14 protein-coding genes are annotated in these 14,676 nt (G+C 73.2%); 6 read left to right on the top strand and 8 right to left on the bottom strand.

What is annotated here, in order from left to right; all coding sequences use genetic code 11:
- Positions 1 to 4: 4 nt before the first annotated feature.
- The 7 genes from ACZ7D7_RS00700 to ACZ7D7_RS00670 form a co-directional block, all read right to left on the bottom strand.
- Positions 5 to 799: a cupin domain-containing protein gene (locus tag ACZ7D7_RS00700; protein ID WP_470821245.1), complete on the bottom strand. Its 795-nt coding sequence runs from the start codon at positions 797 to 799 to the stop codon at positions 5 to 7.
- 333 nt (positions 800 to 1,132) lie between these two features.
- Positions 1,133 to 1,396, bottom strand: coding sequence for an acyl carrier protein (locus ACZ7D7_RS00695; protein ID WP_470821244.1), 264 nt, complete (start codon positions 1,394 to 1,396; stop codon positions 1,133 to 1,135).
- 63 nt (positions 1,397 to 1,459) lie between these two features.
- Positions 1,460 to 2,728, bottom strand: coding sequence for a ketosynthase chain-length factor (locus ACZ7D7_RS00690; protein ID WP_470821243.1), 1,269 nt, complete (start codon positions 2,726 to 2,728; stop codon positions 1,460 to 1,462).
- Entirely contained in the window at positions 2,725 to 3,996 is a 1,272-nt protein-coding gene (locus ACZ7D7_RS00685) for a beta-ketoacyl-[acyl-carrier-protein] synthase family protein (protein ID WP_470821241.1), read from the bottom strand. Before ACZ7D7_RS00685 ends, ACZ7D7_RS00690 begins: the two co-directional genes overlap by 4 nt.
- Complete coding sequence (locus ACZ7D7_RS00680) at positions 3,993 to 4,781, bottom strand: thioesterase II family protein (RefSeq protein WP_470821240.1); 789 nt, start codon at positions 4,779 to 4,781, stop codon at positions 3,993 to 3,995. Before ACZ7D7_RS00680 ends, ACZ7D7_RS00685 begins: the two co-directional genes overlap by 4 nt.
- Positions 4,778 to 5,761 carry a dTDP-glucose 4,6-dehydratase gene (gene rfbB, locus ACZ7D7_RS00675; protein WP_470821239.1) on the bottom strand — a complete coding sequence of 328 codons (984 nt, stop codon included), beginning with the start codon at positions 5,759 to 5,761 and terminating at the stop codon, positions 4,778 to 4,780. Before rfbB ends, ACZ7D7_RS00680 begins: the two co-directional genes overlap by 4 nt.
- Positions 5,758 to 6,921, bottom strand: a complete 1,164-nt coding sequence (locus tag ACZ7D7_RS00670; RefSeq protein ID WP_470821237.1) for a DegT/DnrJ/EryC1/StrS family aminotransferase — start codon at positions 6,919 to 6,921, stop codon at positions 5,758 to 5,760. Before ACZ7D7_RS00670 ends, rfbB begins: the two co-directional genes overlap by 4 nt.
- Before the next feature lie 186 nt (positions 6,922 to 7,107).
- On the opposite strand from ACZ7D7_RS00670, the gene ACZ7D7_RS00665 reads away from it, so the two are divergent.
- The 6 genes from ACZ7D7_RS00665 (at position 7,108) to ACZ7D7_RS00640 (ending at position 13,478) form a co-directional block, all read left to right on the top strand.
- Positions 7,108 to 7,893 carry a 3-oxoacyl-ACP reductase gene (locus ACZ7D7_RS00665; RefSeq protein ID WP_470821236.1) on the top strand — a complete coding sequence of 262 codons (786 nt, stop codon included), beginning with the start codon at positions 7,108 to 7,110 and terminating at the stop codon, positions 7,891 to 7,893.
- Positions 7,894 to 7,918: 25 nt separating this feature from the next.
- Complete coding sequence (locus tag ACZ7D7_RS00660; RefSeq protein ID WP_470821234.1) at positions 7,919 to 8,869, top strand: aromatase/cyclase; 951 nt, start codon at positions 7,919 to 7,921, stop codon at positions 8,867 to 8,869.
- Positions 8,866 to 9,732 (top strand): oxidoreductase, encoded by an 867-nt coding sequence (locus tag ACZ7D7_RS00655; RefSeq protein ID WP_470821232.1) that lies wholly within the window; start codon positions 8,866 to 8,868, stop codon positions 9,730 to 9,732. Before ACZ7D7_RS00660 ends, ACZ7D7_RS00655 begins: the two co-directional genes overlap by 4 nt.
- A complete protein-coding gene (locus tag ACZ7D7_RS00650; RefSeq protein WP_470821230.1) occupies positions 9,729 to 10,415 on the top strand; it encodes a hypothetical protein in 687 nt (228 codons plus the stop codon). Before ACZ7D7_RS00655 ends, ACZ7D7_RS00650 begins: the two co-directional genes overlap by 4 nt.
- A gap of 2 nt (positions 10,416 to 10,417) precedes the next feature.
- Positions 10,418 to 11,857, top strand: a complete 1,440-nt coding sequence (locus tag ACZ7D7_RS00645; RefSeq protein ID WP_470821228.1) for a multicopper oxidase family protein — start codon at positions 10,418 to 10,420, stop codon at positions 11,855 to 11,857.
- Positions 11,858 to 11,936: 79 nt separating this feature from the next.
- On the top strand, positions 11,937 to 13,478 hold the full coding sequence (locus ACZ7D7_RS00640; RefSeq protein WP_470821227.1) for an MDR family MFS transporter: 1,542 nt from the start codon (positions 11,937 to 11,939) through the stop codon (positions 13,476 to 13,478).
- Between the two features lie 131 nt (positions 13,479 to 13,609).
- Here the strand turns inward: ACZ7D7_RS00640 and rfbA are convergent, their stop codons facing one another.
- Positions 13,610 to 14,560, bottom strand: a complete 951-nt coding sequence (gene rfbA, locus ACZ7D7_RS00635; RefSeq protein WP_470821225.1) for a glucose-1-phosphate thymidylyltransferase RfbA — start codon at positions 14,558 to 14,560, stop codon at positions 13,610 to 13,612.
- Positions 14,561 to 14,676 lie beyond the last annotated feature (116 nt).

The following is a 14,676-nucleotide window of genomic DNA, read 5'->3' as shown; positions in this document are numbered from 1 at the left end:
AAGATCACCGGACCTTTGTCGGGACACCGGCGCGCTCGTAGAGCACCGGATCGAACGGAGTGGGACCACCACAGGTGGCGAAGCGGGGGGCGGCTGGGTCTTCGTCGGGGTGACGGGTGCCGTGCGGCACTCCGGGAGGGGCGTACAGCACGTCGCCGGGCTCGGCGTCGTACCACTCGCCGTCGAGGTGGAGCTGGCCCCGGCCCTCGAAGGCGATGAACGCCTCCTCGCTCTCGGGGTGGACATGGACGTTGAAGTACTCACCGGGCTGCATGAAGCCGCAGTGCAGGCACAGCTGCGGCGAGCCGGTGCCGGGCCAGAAGAGGAAGTTCATGGTGGCGGTCTTCGCGGAGGCCTCGGCCTGGCCCGTGCCCGTGAAGCCCCTGAGCTGGGTCTCCTCGTTCCACAGCCGGGAGAACCGGCGGGGGTCGGTGCCGGGGGAGCGGTCGGGGCGCAGCGCGGTGTTCCACACGTAGGCCGTGAGGTCCAGGCCGGCGTCGGCGCTCAGCTCGTAGAGGTCGCCGGTCGGCGCGTACACCGTGTCGGCGCGGCTGACGCGGCGGCGGGCGGCGCCCGAGGCGGCGGAGCCGGAGCCGGCGAAGACGACCACGACGTTCTCCTCGCGGGCGGAGGACTGCGGCCGCCACACGGCGCCGGCGGGGACCTCGACCACGTCGAGGCGGACGATCCGCGCACCGAGGTGCGGGCCGACCGCCGTGGCGACCCGGCAGCCGTCGAGCGGGCGGAACTCCAGATCGCCCGACCTGATGACGGCGCCCTGGGCGGTTGCGGTGCTCATGGCGTTCCTTTCGCTGGGGACGGAATGGGGTGGCGGGCGGCGGGCGAGGACGGCACCGACCCAGGCACAGCTAGCCGCAGGTCGTTGGAGTCGTGCTCGTGGTCCGCTGGGAGAGCCCCTCGAACAGCCGGGCGAGGGGCTCGGTTCCGAGCGTCTCCGGTCGTGGTCCCGTGTCCGTCCCGATACGGTTCCTTACCGTTCCCGTTGATATTTCAACAATTGGGCCGTTCTGCGGCATGAGAGCACGTCGGGCCCGTGTCCCGGCGCGCGGCCGGGACACGGGCCCGAAGGGGTGCCAAAAGGTGCTGAAGCGGTACCGGGAGGACCGGCGGGTCAGGCGGAGACCTTCGCGGAGATCGCCTCGTTGACCAGCTCCAGGTACTGACGGGGCGTCTCGGCGTCCGTCACGGCGTCCTCGTCCAGGGTCACGTCGTAGTCGCGCTCGATGCGGCCCGTGGTCTGCAGGACGGCGAGCGAGTCGTATCCGAGGACTTCGAACGGGACGTCCAGCACGTCCCCTTCGACGTTCACCGCGTCGGCCTCGCCGGCGCACTCGCGCAGCAGGTCGGTCAGCTCGGTCATGGTGAGTGCGGGCATGGACAACCTCTCAATCTCTCGGTTCTCGTGGGGATGTGCGGGTGCGGGTGCGGTTGGCAAGGTTCAGCCGGCGGCGCGGACGACCATCGCCGCGTTGAAGCCGCCCCGGCCCCGGGCCAGGACGAGTGCGGTGCGCAGGGCGGCCGGGCGGGCCCCGCCCGTGACCAGGTCCACCGGACAGTCGTCCGCGGGCCGGGAGACGTTGACGGTCGGCGGGATCACCTGGTCGCGCAGTGCCAGCAGCGCCGCCGCCAGGTCGAGCGAGGCGCCGCCCGCGGCGAGCCGCCCCGTCATCGTCTTCGGTGCGGTGACCGGCACGCCCGCAGGGCCGAACAGCCCGGCGAGCGCCTCGGCCTCGGCCCGGTCGGCGTCCCGGCGGCCCGCCGCGTCCGCGAACACGACGTCCACGTCGGCGGGCGTCAGGCCGGCGTCGGCCAGGGCGATTTCGGCCGCCGCCCGCAGCCGCGGGGCGCCCCTGCCGGCCGGCGGGTCGAAGGTCGCCGCGTACCCGGCGACCGTGCCGTACGCGCGGGCGCCACGCGCGCGGGCCGCGGCCGCGTCCTCCAGCACCAGCAGCGCCCCGCCCTCACCGACGACATGCCCCGAGGCGTCGGCGGAGAACGGCAGGTAGGCGCGGTCCGGCTCCTCGACGGTGCTCAGCTCACCGCCGGCCAGGTGGGCCGCCCAGCCCCAGGGGCACAGCGCGGAGTCCACGCCGCCGGTGAGCAGCACGGGCACGCCCTTGCGCAGCTGCCGACGGGCCTGGGCGACCGCGTCGAGGCCGCCCGCCTGCTCGGTCACCAGCACACCGCTCGGCCCGCGCAGCTTGTGCCGGATGGAGATCTGGCCGGTGTTGACGGCGTAGAACCAGGCGAAGGACTGGTACGCACTGACGTGCTGGCCGCCCTTGCTCCACAGCGCCTCGAGTTCTCGCTGGCCGAACTCGAAGCCGCCCGCCGAGGCGGCGGTGACCACCCCGGCGGAGAAGTCCGGCAGTTCGGCGGCGTCGATGCCGGCGTCGTCGAGCGCCTCGGCCGCGGCGGCGAGCGCGAGCCGGGTCATGTGGTCGGTCTGCGGCAGCAGCCGGCTGGAGACGTGCTCGGCGGGGTCGAAGCCGGGCACCTCACCGGCGAGTTTCGCCGGGTACTGGTCGGCGTCGAAGCGTCCGACGGGCCGGATGCCGCTCTCGCCGCGCAGGGTCGCGGCCCACCAGGCGGCGGTGCCCAGGCCGTTGGGCGCGGTCACCCCGAGACCGGTGACGACGGGCGTGCCCGGTGCGGCGTCCCCGGAACCGGCGCCGGGGGCGGAGCGGTCGAGAGTCTGGGTGGTCATGCTGCCTCTCCCGTGCGCGGGCGGGTCAGGATCATCGCGCTCTGGAAGCCGCCGAAGCCGCTGCCCACGCTCAGCACGGTGTCCGTGCGCTGCTCTCGGGCGGTCAACGGGGTGTAGTCCAGGTCGCAGGCGGGGTCCGGGGTGTGCAGGTTGGCGGTGGGCGGCACGGTGTTGTGCTCGATCGCCAGCGCACTGGCGGCGACCTCCAGGGAGCCGATGGCGCCCAGGGAGTGCCCGATCATCGACTTGATGGAGCTGACCGGCACCTCGTAGGCGTGGCTGCCGAGGCTGCGCTTGAACGCCGCGGTCTCGTGCCGGTCGTTCTGCTTGGTGCCGGAACCGTGCGCGTTGACGTAGTCGACGGCCGTGGCGTCGAGCCGGGCCTCGTCCAGGGCGACCCGGATGGCCTCGGCCATCTCCGTGCCGTCCTTCGTCAGGCCCGTCATGTGGTACGCGTTGCAGCGGGTGGCGAAGCCCGCTATCTCGGCGTAGACGTGGGCGCCACGGCGGCGGGCGGCCTCGAACTCCTCCAGGACCAGCACCGCCGAGCCCTCGCCGAGCACGAAGCCGTTGCGGGACGCGTCGAACGGCCGGGAGGCCGTCTCGGGCTCGTCGTTGCGGGGCGAGGTGGCCTTGATGGCGTCGAAGCACGCCACGGTGATCGGCGAGATCGGCGCCTCCGTCGCGCCGGCGATCATGACGTCGGCGCTGCCCTCGCGGATCAGCTCGACGGCGTGGCCGATCGAGTCCAGCCCGGACGTGCAGCCGGTGGACACCATGGAGACCGGGCCCTGCGCGCCGGTCCGCCAGGCCACCTCGGCAGCCATGGAGCTGGGCACGAAGTAGTCGAACAGGTGCGGCACCGCCAGGGCGTGGTCCACGTGCCACGTGGAGCCGCCCCGGCTGACGGTGTTGTACTCGCGGTCCAGGCCCATGGTGCAGCCGACGGCGCTGCCGAGGGTCACCCCGGTCCGCACCGGGTCCAGGTCGGCGGTGCCGAGGCCGCTGTCGCGCAGCGCCTCGTCGGCGCTGACGAGGGCGAACTGGGCGGCCCGGTCGAGGCGTTCGGCCTCCTCGGGCGTGAAGCCGTGCAGCAGCGGGTCGAAGTCGGCCTCGGCGGCGATGCGGGACCGGAACGACGAGGCGTCGAAAAGGGTGATACCGCGGGTGGCGGTCCGGCCGGCGGTGAGCAGCGACCAGAACTCCTTGGTCCCCACTCCGCCGGGCGCGACCACCCCGATGCCGGTGATGACGACGCGTCGGTTCATTGGCTGTCCTTCACGGGAGTGTCCTCCTGCTGTGATGCGATCCAGGCGGTCGGGTGGGTGCGGACGGACGCGGCCGGGGCCCGTGTGCCGTCACCGCGCTGCACGACGCGGCAGGCGCGGGCGAGCAGCCGGGGCAGTGCCGGACCGCGCAGGAAGAAGTGGTCGCCGGGGAGGGTCCGTTCGACGACCGGGCCGCTCGTCCAGCGGCGCCAGCCGGCCATCACCTCGCGCCCGGCGAGCGGGTCGAGGTCGCCGGACAGGGCCAGCAGCGGCACCGACAGCGGCTCGTCGGCGGCCTCCCGCAGGGCGCGCGCGAGCCGCAGGTCGTCGCGGATCACCTTCAGGGCCGCGCGCTGCCAGACACCGCCCCGAGGCGTGTCCGGCGGGACCGCGCCGAACTCCCGCAGCAGCTCCATGAGCTGGTCGTCCGGGAGGTCGGTGGCCTCGACGAGCCGCACCTGGGCGTCGGGCGGCGGACAGGCGCCCACCACGACCAGCGAGGGAGCCGGGCGGCCGGCGCGTTCCAGGGCGCGCGCCACCGAGTAGGCGATCATGCCGCCGAGGCTGTGCCCGTACAGCACGTAGGGCGAGGTGGGTGCGGGTCCGTGGTGGCGCAGCAGGTCGGCGAAGAGGGCGCGGGGCTCGGTGATCCGCGGCTGGCGGCGCCGGGCGTCCCGGCCGGGCAGCAGCACCGGCACGGTCTCCACCTTGGGGCCGAGCAGTTCGGGCCAGCGGGCGAACGCCGAGACGCCGGCGCCCGCGTGCGGGAAGCAGAACAGCCTCATGCCGCCGCGCTCCCGTCGCCGAGCAGCGGCTTCCACCAGTCCGGGTGGTCCCGGTACCAGGCGACGACCTCGGTGAGGCCCTCGTCCAGGGTGCGGCGCGGCGCGTAGCCGAGTTCGGCGCGGATCTTGCGGTCGTCGACGGCGTACCGCAGGTCGTGTCCCTTGCGGTCCTCGACGTGCTCGACGCTGGAGAAGTCGGCGCCGCACAGGTCGAGCAGCCGCTTCGTCATCTCCAGGTTGGTGAGCGCGGTAGCCCCGCCGACGTTGTAGATCTCGCCGGCCCGCCCGCCGGTGAGGACCAGCTGCACGGCCCGGCAGTGGTCGTCGACGTGCAGCCACTCGCGGACGTTGGAGCCGTCCCCGTAGAGCGGCACCGTCATGCCGCGCAGCAGCCGCGTGACGAAGTTCGGGATGAGCTTCTCGACGTGCTGGTGGGTGCCGTAGTTGTTGGTGCAGCGGGTGACCCGGACGTCGAGCCCGTGGGTGCGGTGGTAGGCGCGGGCGAGCAGATCCGCGGACGCCTTCGACGCCGAATACGGCGAGTTCGGCAGCAGCGGCTCCTCCTCGGTCCACGCGCCGCTGTCGATCGAGCCGTACACCTCGTCCGTCGACACGTGCACGACCGGCCCGACGCCCAGGCGCAGGCACGCGTCCAGCAGGCTCTGGGTGCCCAGCACGTTCGTGGTGACGAAGGCGGCGGCCCCGGCCACCGACCGGTCCACGTGCGACTCCGCCGCGAAGTGCACGACCGCGTCGTGCCCCGGCAGCACGTGCTCCAGCAGTTCGGTGTTGCCGATGTCGCCGCGCACGAAGTCCAGTCGCGGGTGCCCCATCGGCAGATTGGCGGTGTTCCCCGCGTACGACAGTTTGTCCAGGACCGTGACGCGGGCGTCCTCGTGGCCGGGGTAGCCGCCGGCCAGGAGGGTGCGTACGTAGTGGGAGCCGATGAAACCGGCCCCGCCGGTGACGAGGATCCTCATGCCGTCACCCCGGCCCGGCGGTCGGTCACGGCCTTGCGCAGCGCCGCGGCCACGGTGAGCACGTCGGCGTCGGACAGACCCGGGTGCAGCGGCAGGCACAGGGTGCGGTCGGCCGCCCAGTCGGAGCCCGGCAGGGCGGGCGCGGCGCCGGGGGCGCGGTGCGCGTACGCCGGCACCTTGTGCAGCGGGGCGTAGCGGAAGGTGGTGTACACGCCCGCCTCCAGCAGGTCGCTCGCCACCGCGTCCCGGATCCCCGGGTCCATCTGCACCCAGTAGAAGTAGTACGTCGACTCGTGGCCCTCCGGCAGCGAGGGCGGCAGCAACAGGCCCTCGACACCGGCCAGTTCACGGTCGTACAGCTCGACGATCTCCCGGCGGCGGGCGACCATCTGCGGCAGCCTGCGCAGCTGCACCGCCCCGATCGCGGCCGTCAGGTCGTTGCCGATGACCCGCCGGCCCGGCTCGGGGACGTCGAGCTCCCACCAGCGGGCCGACACCTTCGCGTAGGCGAAACCGCTGGACTGCACCAGCCCGTGGTAGGCGAGACGCCGCACCCGGGCCGCCCGCGCGGGGTCCTTGACGTAGATCATCCCGCCGTCGCCGGTGACCAGGACCTTCATCGCGTCGAAGCTCCACATGGCGAGGTCGCCGAAGGTGCCCACGGCCCGGCCCTCCACCCGGGACGCCACCGAGCAGGCGGCGTCCTCCACGAGCGCGACGCCCCGCTCCCGGCACAGCCGCGCGATCCGCTCCACCTCGCCCGGAAAGCCGCCGTAGTGGAGGACGACCACCGCGCGGGTGCGTTCGGTCAGCGCCGCTTCCACGTCCTCGGCGGTGGGGTTGAGGGTGCGGGCGTCCACGTCGCAGAAGACCGGCGTGGCTCCCGTGGTCACGACCGCGTTGGCCGCGGCGACGAAGCTGAGCGAGGGCAGCACGACCTCGTCGCCCTCCGCCAGGTCGAGCGACTCCAGCGCCAGGAACAGTCCGGCCGTCCCGGAGTTGAGGAAGACGACGTGCTCGGCGCCCACCCCGAGGTGGGCGGCGAAGGCCGCCTCGAAGGCCTTGGTGCGCGGACCGTGCCCGAGCCACTTGTCCTCGAACACGTCGGCGATCGCGTTCAGTTCCTCAGCGCCCACCTGGGGCTGAAAGAGATTGATCATAGCCGCCTCTCAGGTCCTCGTGTCGCCGCCGAGCCTGGCCGGATCCGCTCGACACGGGATCGAGCCGCGATGGTGGGCGCGCTGGCGGACGGACGGCCGCGGACGTCCCCAGAGGCGTTCGAGCGCCCCTCCAGCGTCCGGGGCGAGCCTCCTTGCGCGACAGAACCGGACTATCCAGGAGAGCTCATGTCGGAACAGGAGCGGCGGGTCGCCCTCGTGACGGGTGCGACCAGCGGAATCGGCCTCGCGGTGACCCGGCTGCTGGCGCAGCAGGGCCACCGGGTGTTCATCTGCGCGCGCGGCGAGGAGTCCGTGCGCGCCACGGTCAAGGAACTCGGCGAGGAGGGCCTGGAAGTCGACGGCACCACCTGCGACGTCCGCTCCGCCGCCGACATCAAGGCGTTCGTGCGGGCCGCGGTGGACCGCTTCGGCACCGTCGACGTGCTGGTCAACAACGCCGGCCGCAGCGGCGGCGGCGTCACCGCCGACATCGCCGACGACCTGTGGTTCGACGTCATCAACACCAACCTCAACAGCGTCTTCCTGATGACCCGCGAGGTCCTCACCACCGGCGGCATGCGCCACAAGGACCGCGGCCGGATCATCAACATCGCCTCCACCGCGGGCAAGCAGGGCGTCGTCCTCGGCGCCCCCTACTCCGCCTCCAAGCACGGCGTCGTCGGCTTCACCAAGGCCCTCGGCAACGAACTCGCCCCGACCGGCATCACCGTCAACGCCGTCTGCCCCGGCTACGTCGAGACGCCGATGGCACAGCGGGTCCGGCAGGGCTACGCCGAGGCGTACGACACCACCGAGGACAAGATCCTCGAGAAGTTCCAGGCGAAGATCCCGCTCGGCCGCTACGCCACCCCGGAGGAGGTCGCCGGCCTCGTCGGCTACCTGGCCTCCGACACCGCCGCCTCCATCACCTCGCAGGCCCTCAACGTCTGCGGTGGCCTCGGCAACTTCTGACCCCATCCGACGAAGGGACAAGGACATGACGACCCGCGAGGTCGAGCACGAGATCACCGTCGACGCCCCGGCCGCCGAGCTGTACCGCCTGATCGCCGACGTGGAGAACTGGCCGCGGATCTTCCCGCCGTCCGTCTACGTCGACCACGTCGACAAGGGCGACCGCGAGGAACGCATCCGGATCTGGGCCACCGCCAACGGCGAGCCGAAGAACTGGACGTCGCGCCGCGTCCTGGACCCCGAGGGGCTGCGCATCGAGTTCCGCCAGGAGGTCCCGGCCGCGCCCGTCGCGGAGATGGGCGGCACCTGGATCATCGAACCGCTCGGCGCCGACCGGTCCCGGGTGCGGCTGCTGCACGACTACCGCGCCGTCGGCGACGACCCGGAGAAGCTCGCCTGGATCGACGCCGCCGTCGACCGCAACAGCCGCTCCGAGCTGGCCGCCCTGAAGGCCAACGCCGAACTCGCCCTCGGCTCGGCCGAGCTGACCCTGTCCTTCGAGGACAGCGTCCGCATCGACGGCTCCGCGAAGGACGTCTACGACTTCATCAACGAGGCCGGCCTGTGGAAGGAGCGCCTGCCGCACGTCGCCGACGTCTCCCTGCGCGAGGACACCCCCGGCCTCCAGGTGCTGCGCATGGACACCCTCACCAAGGACGGCTCCCGGCACACCACCGAATCCGTCCGCGTCTGCTTCCCGCACCACCGGATCGCCTACAAGCAGACCACCCTGCCCGCCCTGATGAACCTGCACACCGGCTACTGGCAGCTCGACGAGGACGACGACGGCGTCACCACGGCCACCTCCCAGCACACCGTGGTCCTCAACGCCGGCAACATCGCCGCGGTCCTCGGCGCGGACGCCGGGGTGCCCGAGGCCCGCGACTTCATCCGCAACGCCCTCGGCACCAACAGCCGCGCCACACTGGGCCACGCCAAGGAGTACGCCGAGCGGCGAAGGGCGGCCGGGCGGTGAGCGCCGGCGAGCCCCGTACCTGGCTGGTCACCGGTGCCTCCCGGGGCCTGGGCCGGGCCGTCACCGAGGTGGCGCTGGAGGCCGGCGACCGGGTCGTCGCCACCGCCCGCAAGCCCGAGAGCCTCGACGACCTCGTCGAGCGGTTCGGCGACCGCGTCCTCCCGCTCGCCCTCGACGTCACCGACCGCGCCGCGGTCTTCGCCGCCGTGGCCGAGGCCGCCGAGCGCGCCGGACGCATCGACGTCCTGCTCAACAACGCGGGCTACGGCCTCGCCGGGGGCGTCGAGGAGGTCGGCGAGCAGCAGGTCCGCGACCAGTTCGACGTCAACTTCTTCGGCGCGCTCCGGGTCGTCCAGGCCGTGCTGCCGGTGATGCGCCGTCAAGGCGGCGGCCACATCCTCCAGATGTCCAGCATCGCCGGTGTCACCACGTACCCGAACCTCGGGATGTACTGCGCGGGCAAGTGGGCCCTGGAGGCCATGAGCGAGGCCCTCGCGCAGGAGGTCGCGGGCTTCGGGATCCGCGTCACCATCGTCGAACCGGGCGAGTTCCGCACCGACTGGAGCGCCGGCAGCCTGGTCCGCGCCACGCCCATGCCCGAGTACGACGAGGTGCTCGCCAAACGCCGGCACGGCCTGTCCGGGGCGTACGCCCACCTTCAGCCCGGTGACCCGCGCAAGGCCGGCGAGGCCCTGCTGAAGCTGCTCGACGCGGACCGGCCGCCGCTGCGGATCCTGCTCGGCAACAGCGCCGCCGACCTCGCGCCCCGCGTTCTGCGCGACCGCCTCGCCCAGTGGGAGGACTGGGACGCGCTCGCCCGCACGACGGACTACGGCGAAGACGGAACGGACGGCCGGCCGTGAGCGACGCCGTGCGGTCGGCGGCGGTCCCGCGGGGCACGCCGAAGGTCCTCGTGCCCGGCGCGGCCCGGCCCGCCGGGCCGGGCCGGTTCGTGCGGCGGGGCGTGCTGCGTGCCCGGCGGGCAGCCTGGCGCGGGGTCACCTCCCTGCGCCCGGTCACGCTGGGCGTGTACGCCTTCGTGCAGGCCGCCGTCGTCGCCCGGCTCGCCCACGGGTGGACCCGGCCGCCCGCCCCGCAGCCCGGCGACCACGCCTGGTGGCACGGCGGCGGCCCCGGCGGCCCCGGCGGCCCCGGTGGCCACGCCGGTGGTCACTCCGGTGGCCACGGCGACGGCGCCGACGGACCCGTGCTGTACCTCGCGCTCGCCGCGGCCGCCGTGTACCTGCTGCTGCCCCTGCTGGCGCTCGCCGCGCACACCGTGCGGCGCCTGGGCGGCGGCACCTGGGCCTTCGCCGTCGCGGCCGGCGTGGCCGGCGCGGTCGTCGCCGTGCCCGTCACCGCGCTCGCCGCAGCCCTGACACCGGGCTCGGCCGCCGCGCCGTGGACCGCGGCGCTCGGCCACGCCCCGGCCGCGCTGCGCGCCTGCGTCCTGACCGGCCTGGTGCTCGCCGTCGCCTGCGGGGTGCCGTCGAGCGCACGGCACCGGGCGAACCGCCCGCAGAAACTCGTGGAGAAGAGACCCTGACCATGCTGAACCGACGCCATCTGCTCAAGGCCGCCGTCGCGGGCGGTGCCGCCGCCCTCCTCCCGTGGGAGGGCCTGACCGGCACCGGGGTCGCCGCCGGCAGCGGCGAGCTCGCGAGCACCGTCCCCTTCGCGCACGCCATGCCGGTGCCGCGGACGCTCGCGCCCGTCGCCCGGACCTCCACCGCCGACGTCTACGAGATGCGGATGCGGGAGGCCGACGCCGAGATCGTCAAGGGGCTGACCTCCCGCGTCCGCACGTACGAGGGCACGTTCCCCGGCCCCACCCTCCGGGCGTGCAGCGGGCGCGAGGTCGTGGTGCGCCAGTACAACGACCTGACCGTGAACACCGCCGTCCACCTGCACGGCGGCAAGGTGCGCTCCGAGCACGACGGCCTCCCGATGGACGTCGTCGCGCCCGGCGCGAACCGGACCTACCGCTACCCGAACGAGCAGCGCGCCTCCTCCCTCTGGTACCACGACCACGCCCACCACCTGGAGGCCGAGAACGTCTACATGGGCCTGCACGGGCTCTATCTCCTCAGCGACGCCGAGGACAAGAGCCTGCCGCTGCCCCGCGGCGCCTACGACGTGCCGCTCGTCATCCGGGACGCCCGGGTGGAGACCGACGGCACGCTGCGCTACACCCGCCCCTCCGACTGCCCGCACATGCTCGTCAACGGCAAGGAACGGCCCTACTTCAAGGTGGCGGCGCGCAAGTACCGGCTGCGGATCTACAACGCCTGCGCCAACCGCTACATCCGGCTGCGGCTCTCCGACGGCACGCCGTTCACCCAGATCGCCTCCGACGGCGGCCTGCTGGAACACCCCGTCCAGCGCGAGGACCTGCTCCTGCTCGGCGGCGAACGCGTCGAGGTCGTCGTCGACTTCTCCCGCTACGCCGTCGGCCGCTCGGTCGTGCTGGAGAACACCGGCGCCCTGCCCACCGAGCGTCCCGAGGTGCTCCGCTTCGACATCGACCGCACGAGCAGCGACTCCAGCGAGGTGCCGGCGCGGCTCAGCACCCTGCCGCCGGTGCCGCGGGGCACGGTGGAGCGCGACTTCGAACTGCGCACCTTCCCCGGCATGACCATCAACGGCGTCAGTTACGACCCGGACCGGGTCGACGTGGAGACCACCGTCGGCAGCAACGAGATCTGGACGATCCGCAACGCGGAGGCGCCGATCGCCGCGCCGCCGGACTTCCACCTGTACCACAGCTTCCACACGCACCTGACGTACTTCCGCGTCCTGGAGCGCAACGGGCAGCCGGCCGGCGCGCGGGACCAGGGCCTGAAGGACACCGTCTGCCTCGGTCCCGGCGAGACGGTGAAGATCGCCATGACCTGGGGCCCGTACACCGGCCAGTACCTGTACCACTGCCACCAGCTCGGCCACTCCTCCGGCGGCCAGATGGGCCGTATCGACGTCAAACCCGCCTGACGGCCGCGCGGTGGCCGGATCTCGCCCTCCTCCAGCACCGTTCGAGGAGGGCGAGATCCGGGGATTCTAGGTTGCCGTCATGCAGACTTCGCCCCCCGAACGCCTGGACCGCAAACTCCTCGTCCTCGCGGGCACACTGCTCATCGGTGCCGTCGCGTCCCTGCTCGACTCGACGATCGTCAGCGTCGCCCTGAACGACATCGGCGGCGAACTGGACGCGTCGGAGTCCGCGCTGTCCTGGGTCAGCACGTCCTATCTGCTGACGCTGGCCCTGGTCACCCCACTCGTCGGCTGGGCCGTGGACCGCTTCGGCGACAAACGGATGTGGATGTTCGCGCTCGTGGTGTTCCTGGCCGGCTCGGTCCTGTGCGGGGTGGCCTGGTCGGTGGAGAGCCTGATCGTCTTCCGCGTGGTCAAGGGCATCGGCGGCGGCATGGTGCTGCCCATGGTGCAGGCGATCCTCGCGCAGGCGGCCGGCCCGAAGCGCTTCGGCCGGGTGATGAGCCTGGTCGGCATCCCCGGCCAACTCGCCCCCATCCTGGGTCCGGTGGTCGGCGGCCTGATCATCGACACGGCCGGCTGGCGCTGGATCTTCTTCGTCAACGTGCCGGTGATCGTCGTCGCCCTCGCCCTCGCCCAGAAGGTGCTGCCGCCCTCGGGCGAGCGCCGCGACACCCGCGTCGACCGCGTCGGCATGCTGCTCCTCCCGCCCGGCATGGTCGCCCTGGTGTACGGCTTCTCCCGCGTTCGCGACGTCTCCGAGCTGACCGACCCGCTGACCCTCGGCGTCCTGCTGGCCGGTCTGGCCCTCGTGGCCGGTTTCTGCCTGCACTCGGTGCGGTCCGCCGACCCCCTGCTGGACGTACGGCTGTTCCGCTCACGGGTGTTCTCCACGTCCTCGGTGCTGATCCTCCTGCACGGCGTGGCCATCTACGGCGCCCTCTTCGTGCTGCCGCTGTACTACACCCGCGTGCTCGGCCACGACAGCTCGACCACGGGCTGGCTGCTCGCCCCGCAGGGCCTCGGCATGCTCATCGGCATCTCGCTGGCGGGCGCGCTCACCGACCGGTACGACCCGCGCACCCTGGTCCTCGGCAGCACCCTGGTCGCGGCCCTGGGGACCGTCGCCTTCACCCGGCTCGCCGAGCAGCCCCACGACGCGCTGCTCGGCCTGTCCCTGTGCGTGCGGGGCCTCGGCCTCGGCGTCATCGGCGTCGCCGTCATCACCACGGCCTACCGCGACATTCCCGCGGAGCGCATCGCCCGCGGCACCGTGCTCATCGCCGTGGGCCAGCGCCTCGGCGCGTCCTTCGGCACCGCCCTCGTGGCGCTGCTGCTGTCCGTCGGCCTCGCGGACTCGCCGGGCGGCGCGCCCGAGGCAGACGCCGGCGCGTACGGGGACACGTTCGTGTGGGTGCTCGTCATGGTCGCTCTGATGCTGCTGCCGGCCTTCCTCATGCCCCCCAAACCCCGCGAGCCGGAGCCGGAGCCGGAGGCGGAGACCGGCCGGGGCGGGGAGGCGCGGCACGAGGAGGCCGGCACGGGGGCCGGCAAGGGTGCCGGTTCCGCCGGTGACGGCGTGGACGGTCCTTCCCGGCCCTCCGACTCCGACCGGTACTGACCGGCGTCGACCGGCGCTGACCGGCCCGGCGCGCCACGTGCCGGGCCGGACGGGCGGACAGGGAACCACGAAGGGACCGCCCGGCCCCGTCCCGTGCGGACGGACCGGGCGGTCCCTTCGGCCGTGCTGCGTCAGGCCACCGTCCGGATGCCGCGCCGGCCCGCGGTGAGGCCCGAGGGCGAACCGTCCCGGCGGGCCGGGCCGCCGGCGTCCGCCACGGACTCGGCGACCGCCATCACGTACTGCCCGTACCCGGAGCTGCCCAGCTCCGCGCCCAGCCGGTGGCACTGCTCGGCGTCGATGAAGCCCATCCGCAGCGCCACCTCCTCCACGCACGCGATGCGCAGCCCCTGGCGCCGCTCCAGCGTCTGCACGTACAGCGAGGCGTCGAGCAGCGAGTCGTGCGTGCCGGTGTCCAGCCACGCGAAACCGCGCCCCAGGTCCACCAGCCGCGCCTGCCCCCGGGCCAGGTACGCGTTGTTGACGTCCGTGATCTCCAGCTCGCCCCGCGCCGACGGCTTCAGTCCGCGGGCGATGCGCACCACGTCGTTGTCGTAGAAGTACAGGCCCGTGATGGCGCGGTTGGACCTCGGGCGCCGCGGCTTCTCCTCGATGGACAGCAGGCGCCCGTCGGCGTCGGCCTCGCCCACCCCGTACCGCTCCGGGTCGGGCACCGGATAGCCGAAGAGCAGGGCCCCCTCGGTGTGCGGCAGATGGCCGCGCAGCACCTCGGACAGTCCGGGGCCGTGGAACACGTTGTCACCGAGGACCAGCGCGACCGGGCCGTCCCCGATGTGGTCGGCGCCGATCAGGAACGCCTCGGCCAGTCCTCGTGGTTCGGGCTGCTCGGCGTACGACAGGCGCAGCCCGAGCCGGCTGCCGTCGCCCAGCACCCGGCGGAACTGCGGCAGGTCCTTGGGCGAGGAGATGACGAGGATGTCCCGGATGCCGGCCAGCATCAGCACCGAGAGCGGGTAGTACACCATGGGCTTGTCGTAGACCGGGAGCAGCTGTTTGGACACCCCGAGGGTGATGGGGTGGAGCCGGGTGCCGTTCCCGCCGGCGAGGATGATTCCCTTCACGTCCTGCTCACCTCGTGTGGTCGGCTTGTCGTCGTCGGCTCGTGCCGGCGTCGTGACGAGCGTGCGCCGACCCGGTAGAAGCCCCGCTCGTGAGCACCTCGAAAAGCGTGCGGGGC

Source organism: Streptomyces sp. NPDC037054, from assembly GCF_055606745.1.
The sequence above is the reverse complement of the archived record's forward strand: the minus strand, read 5'-3'. Positions and strand labels throughout refer to the sequence as shown.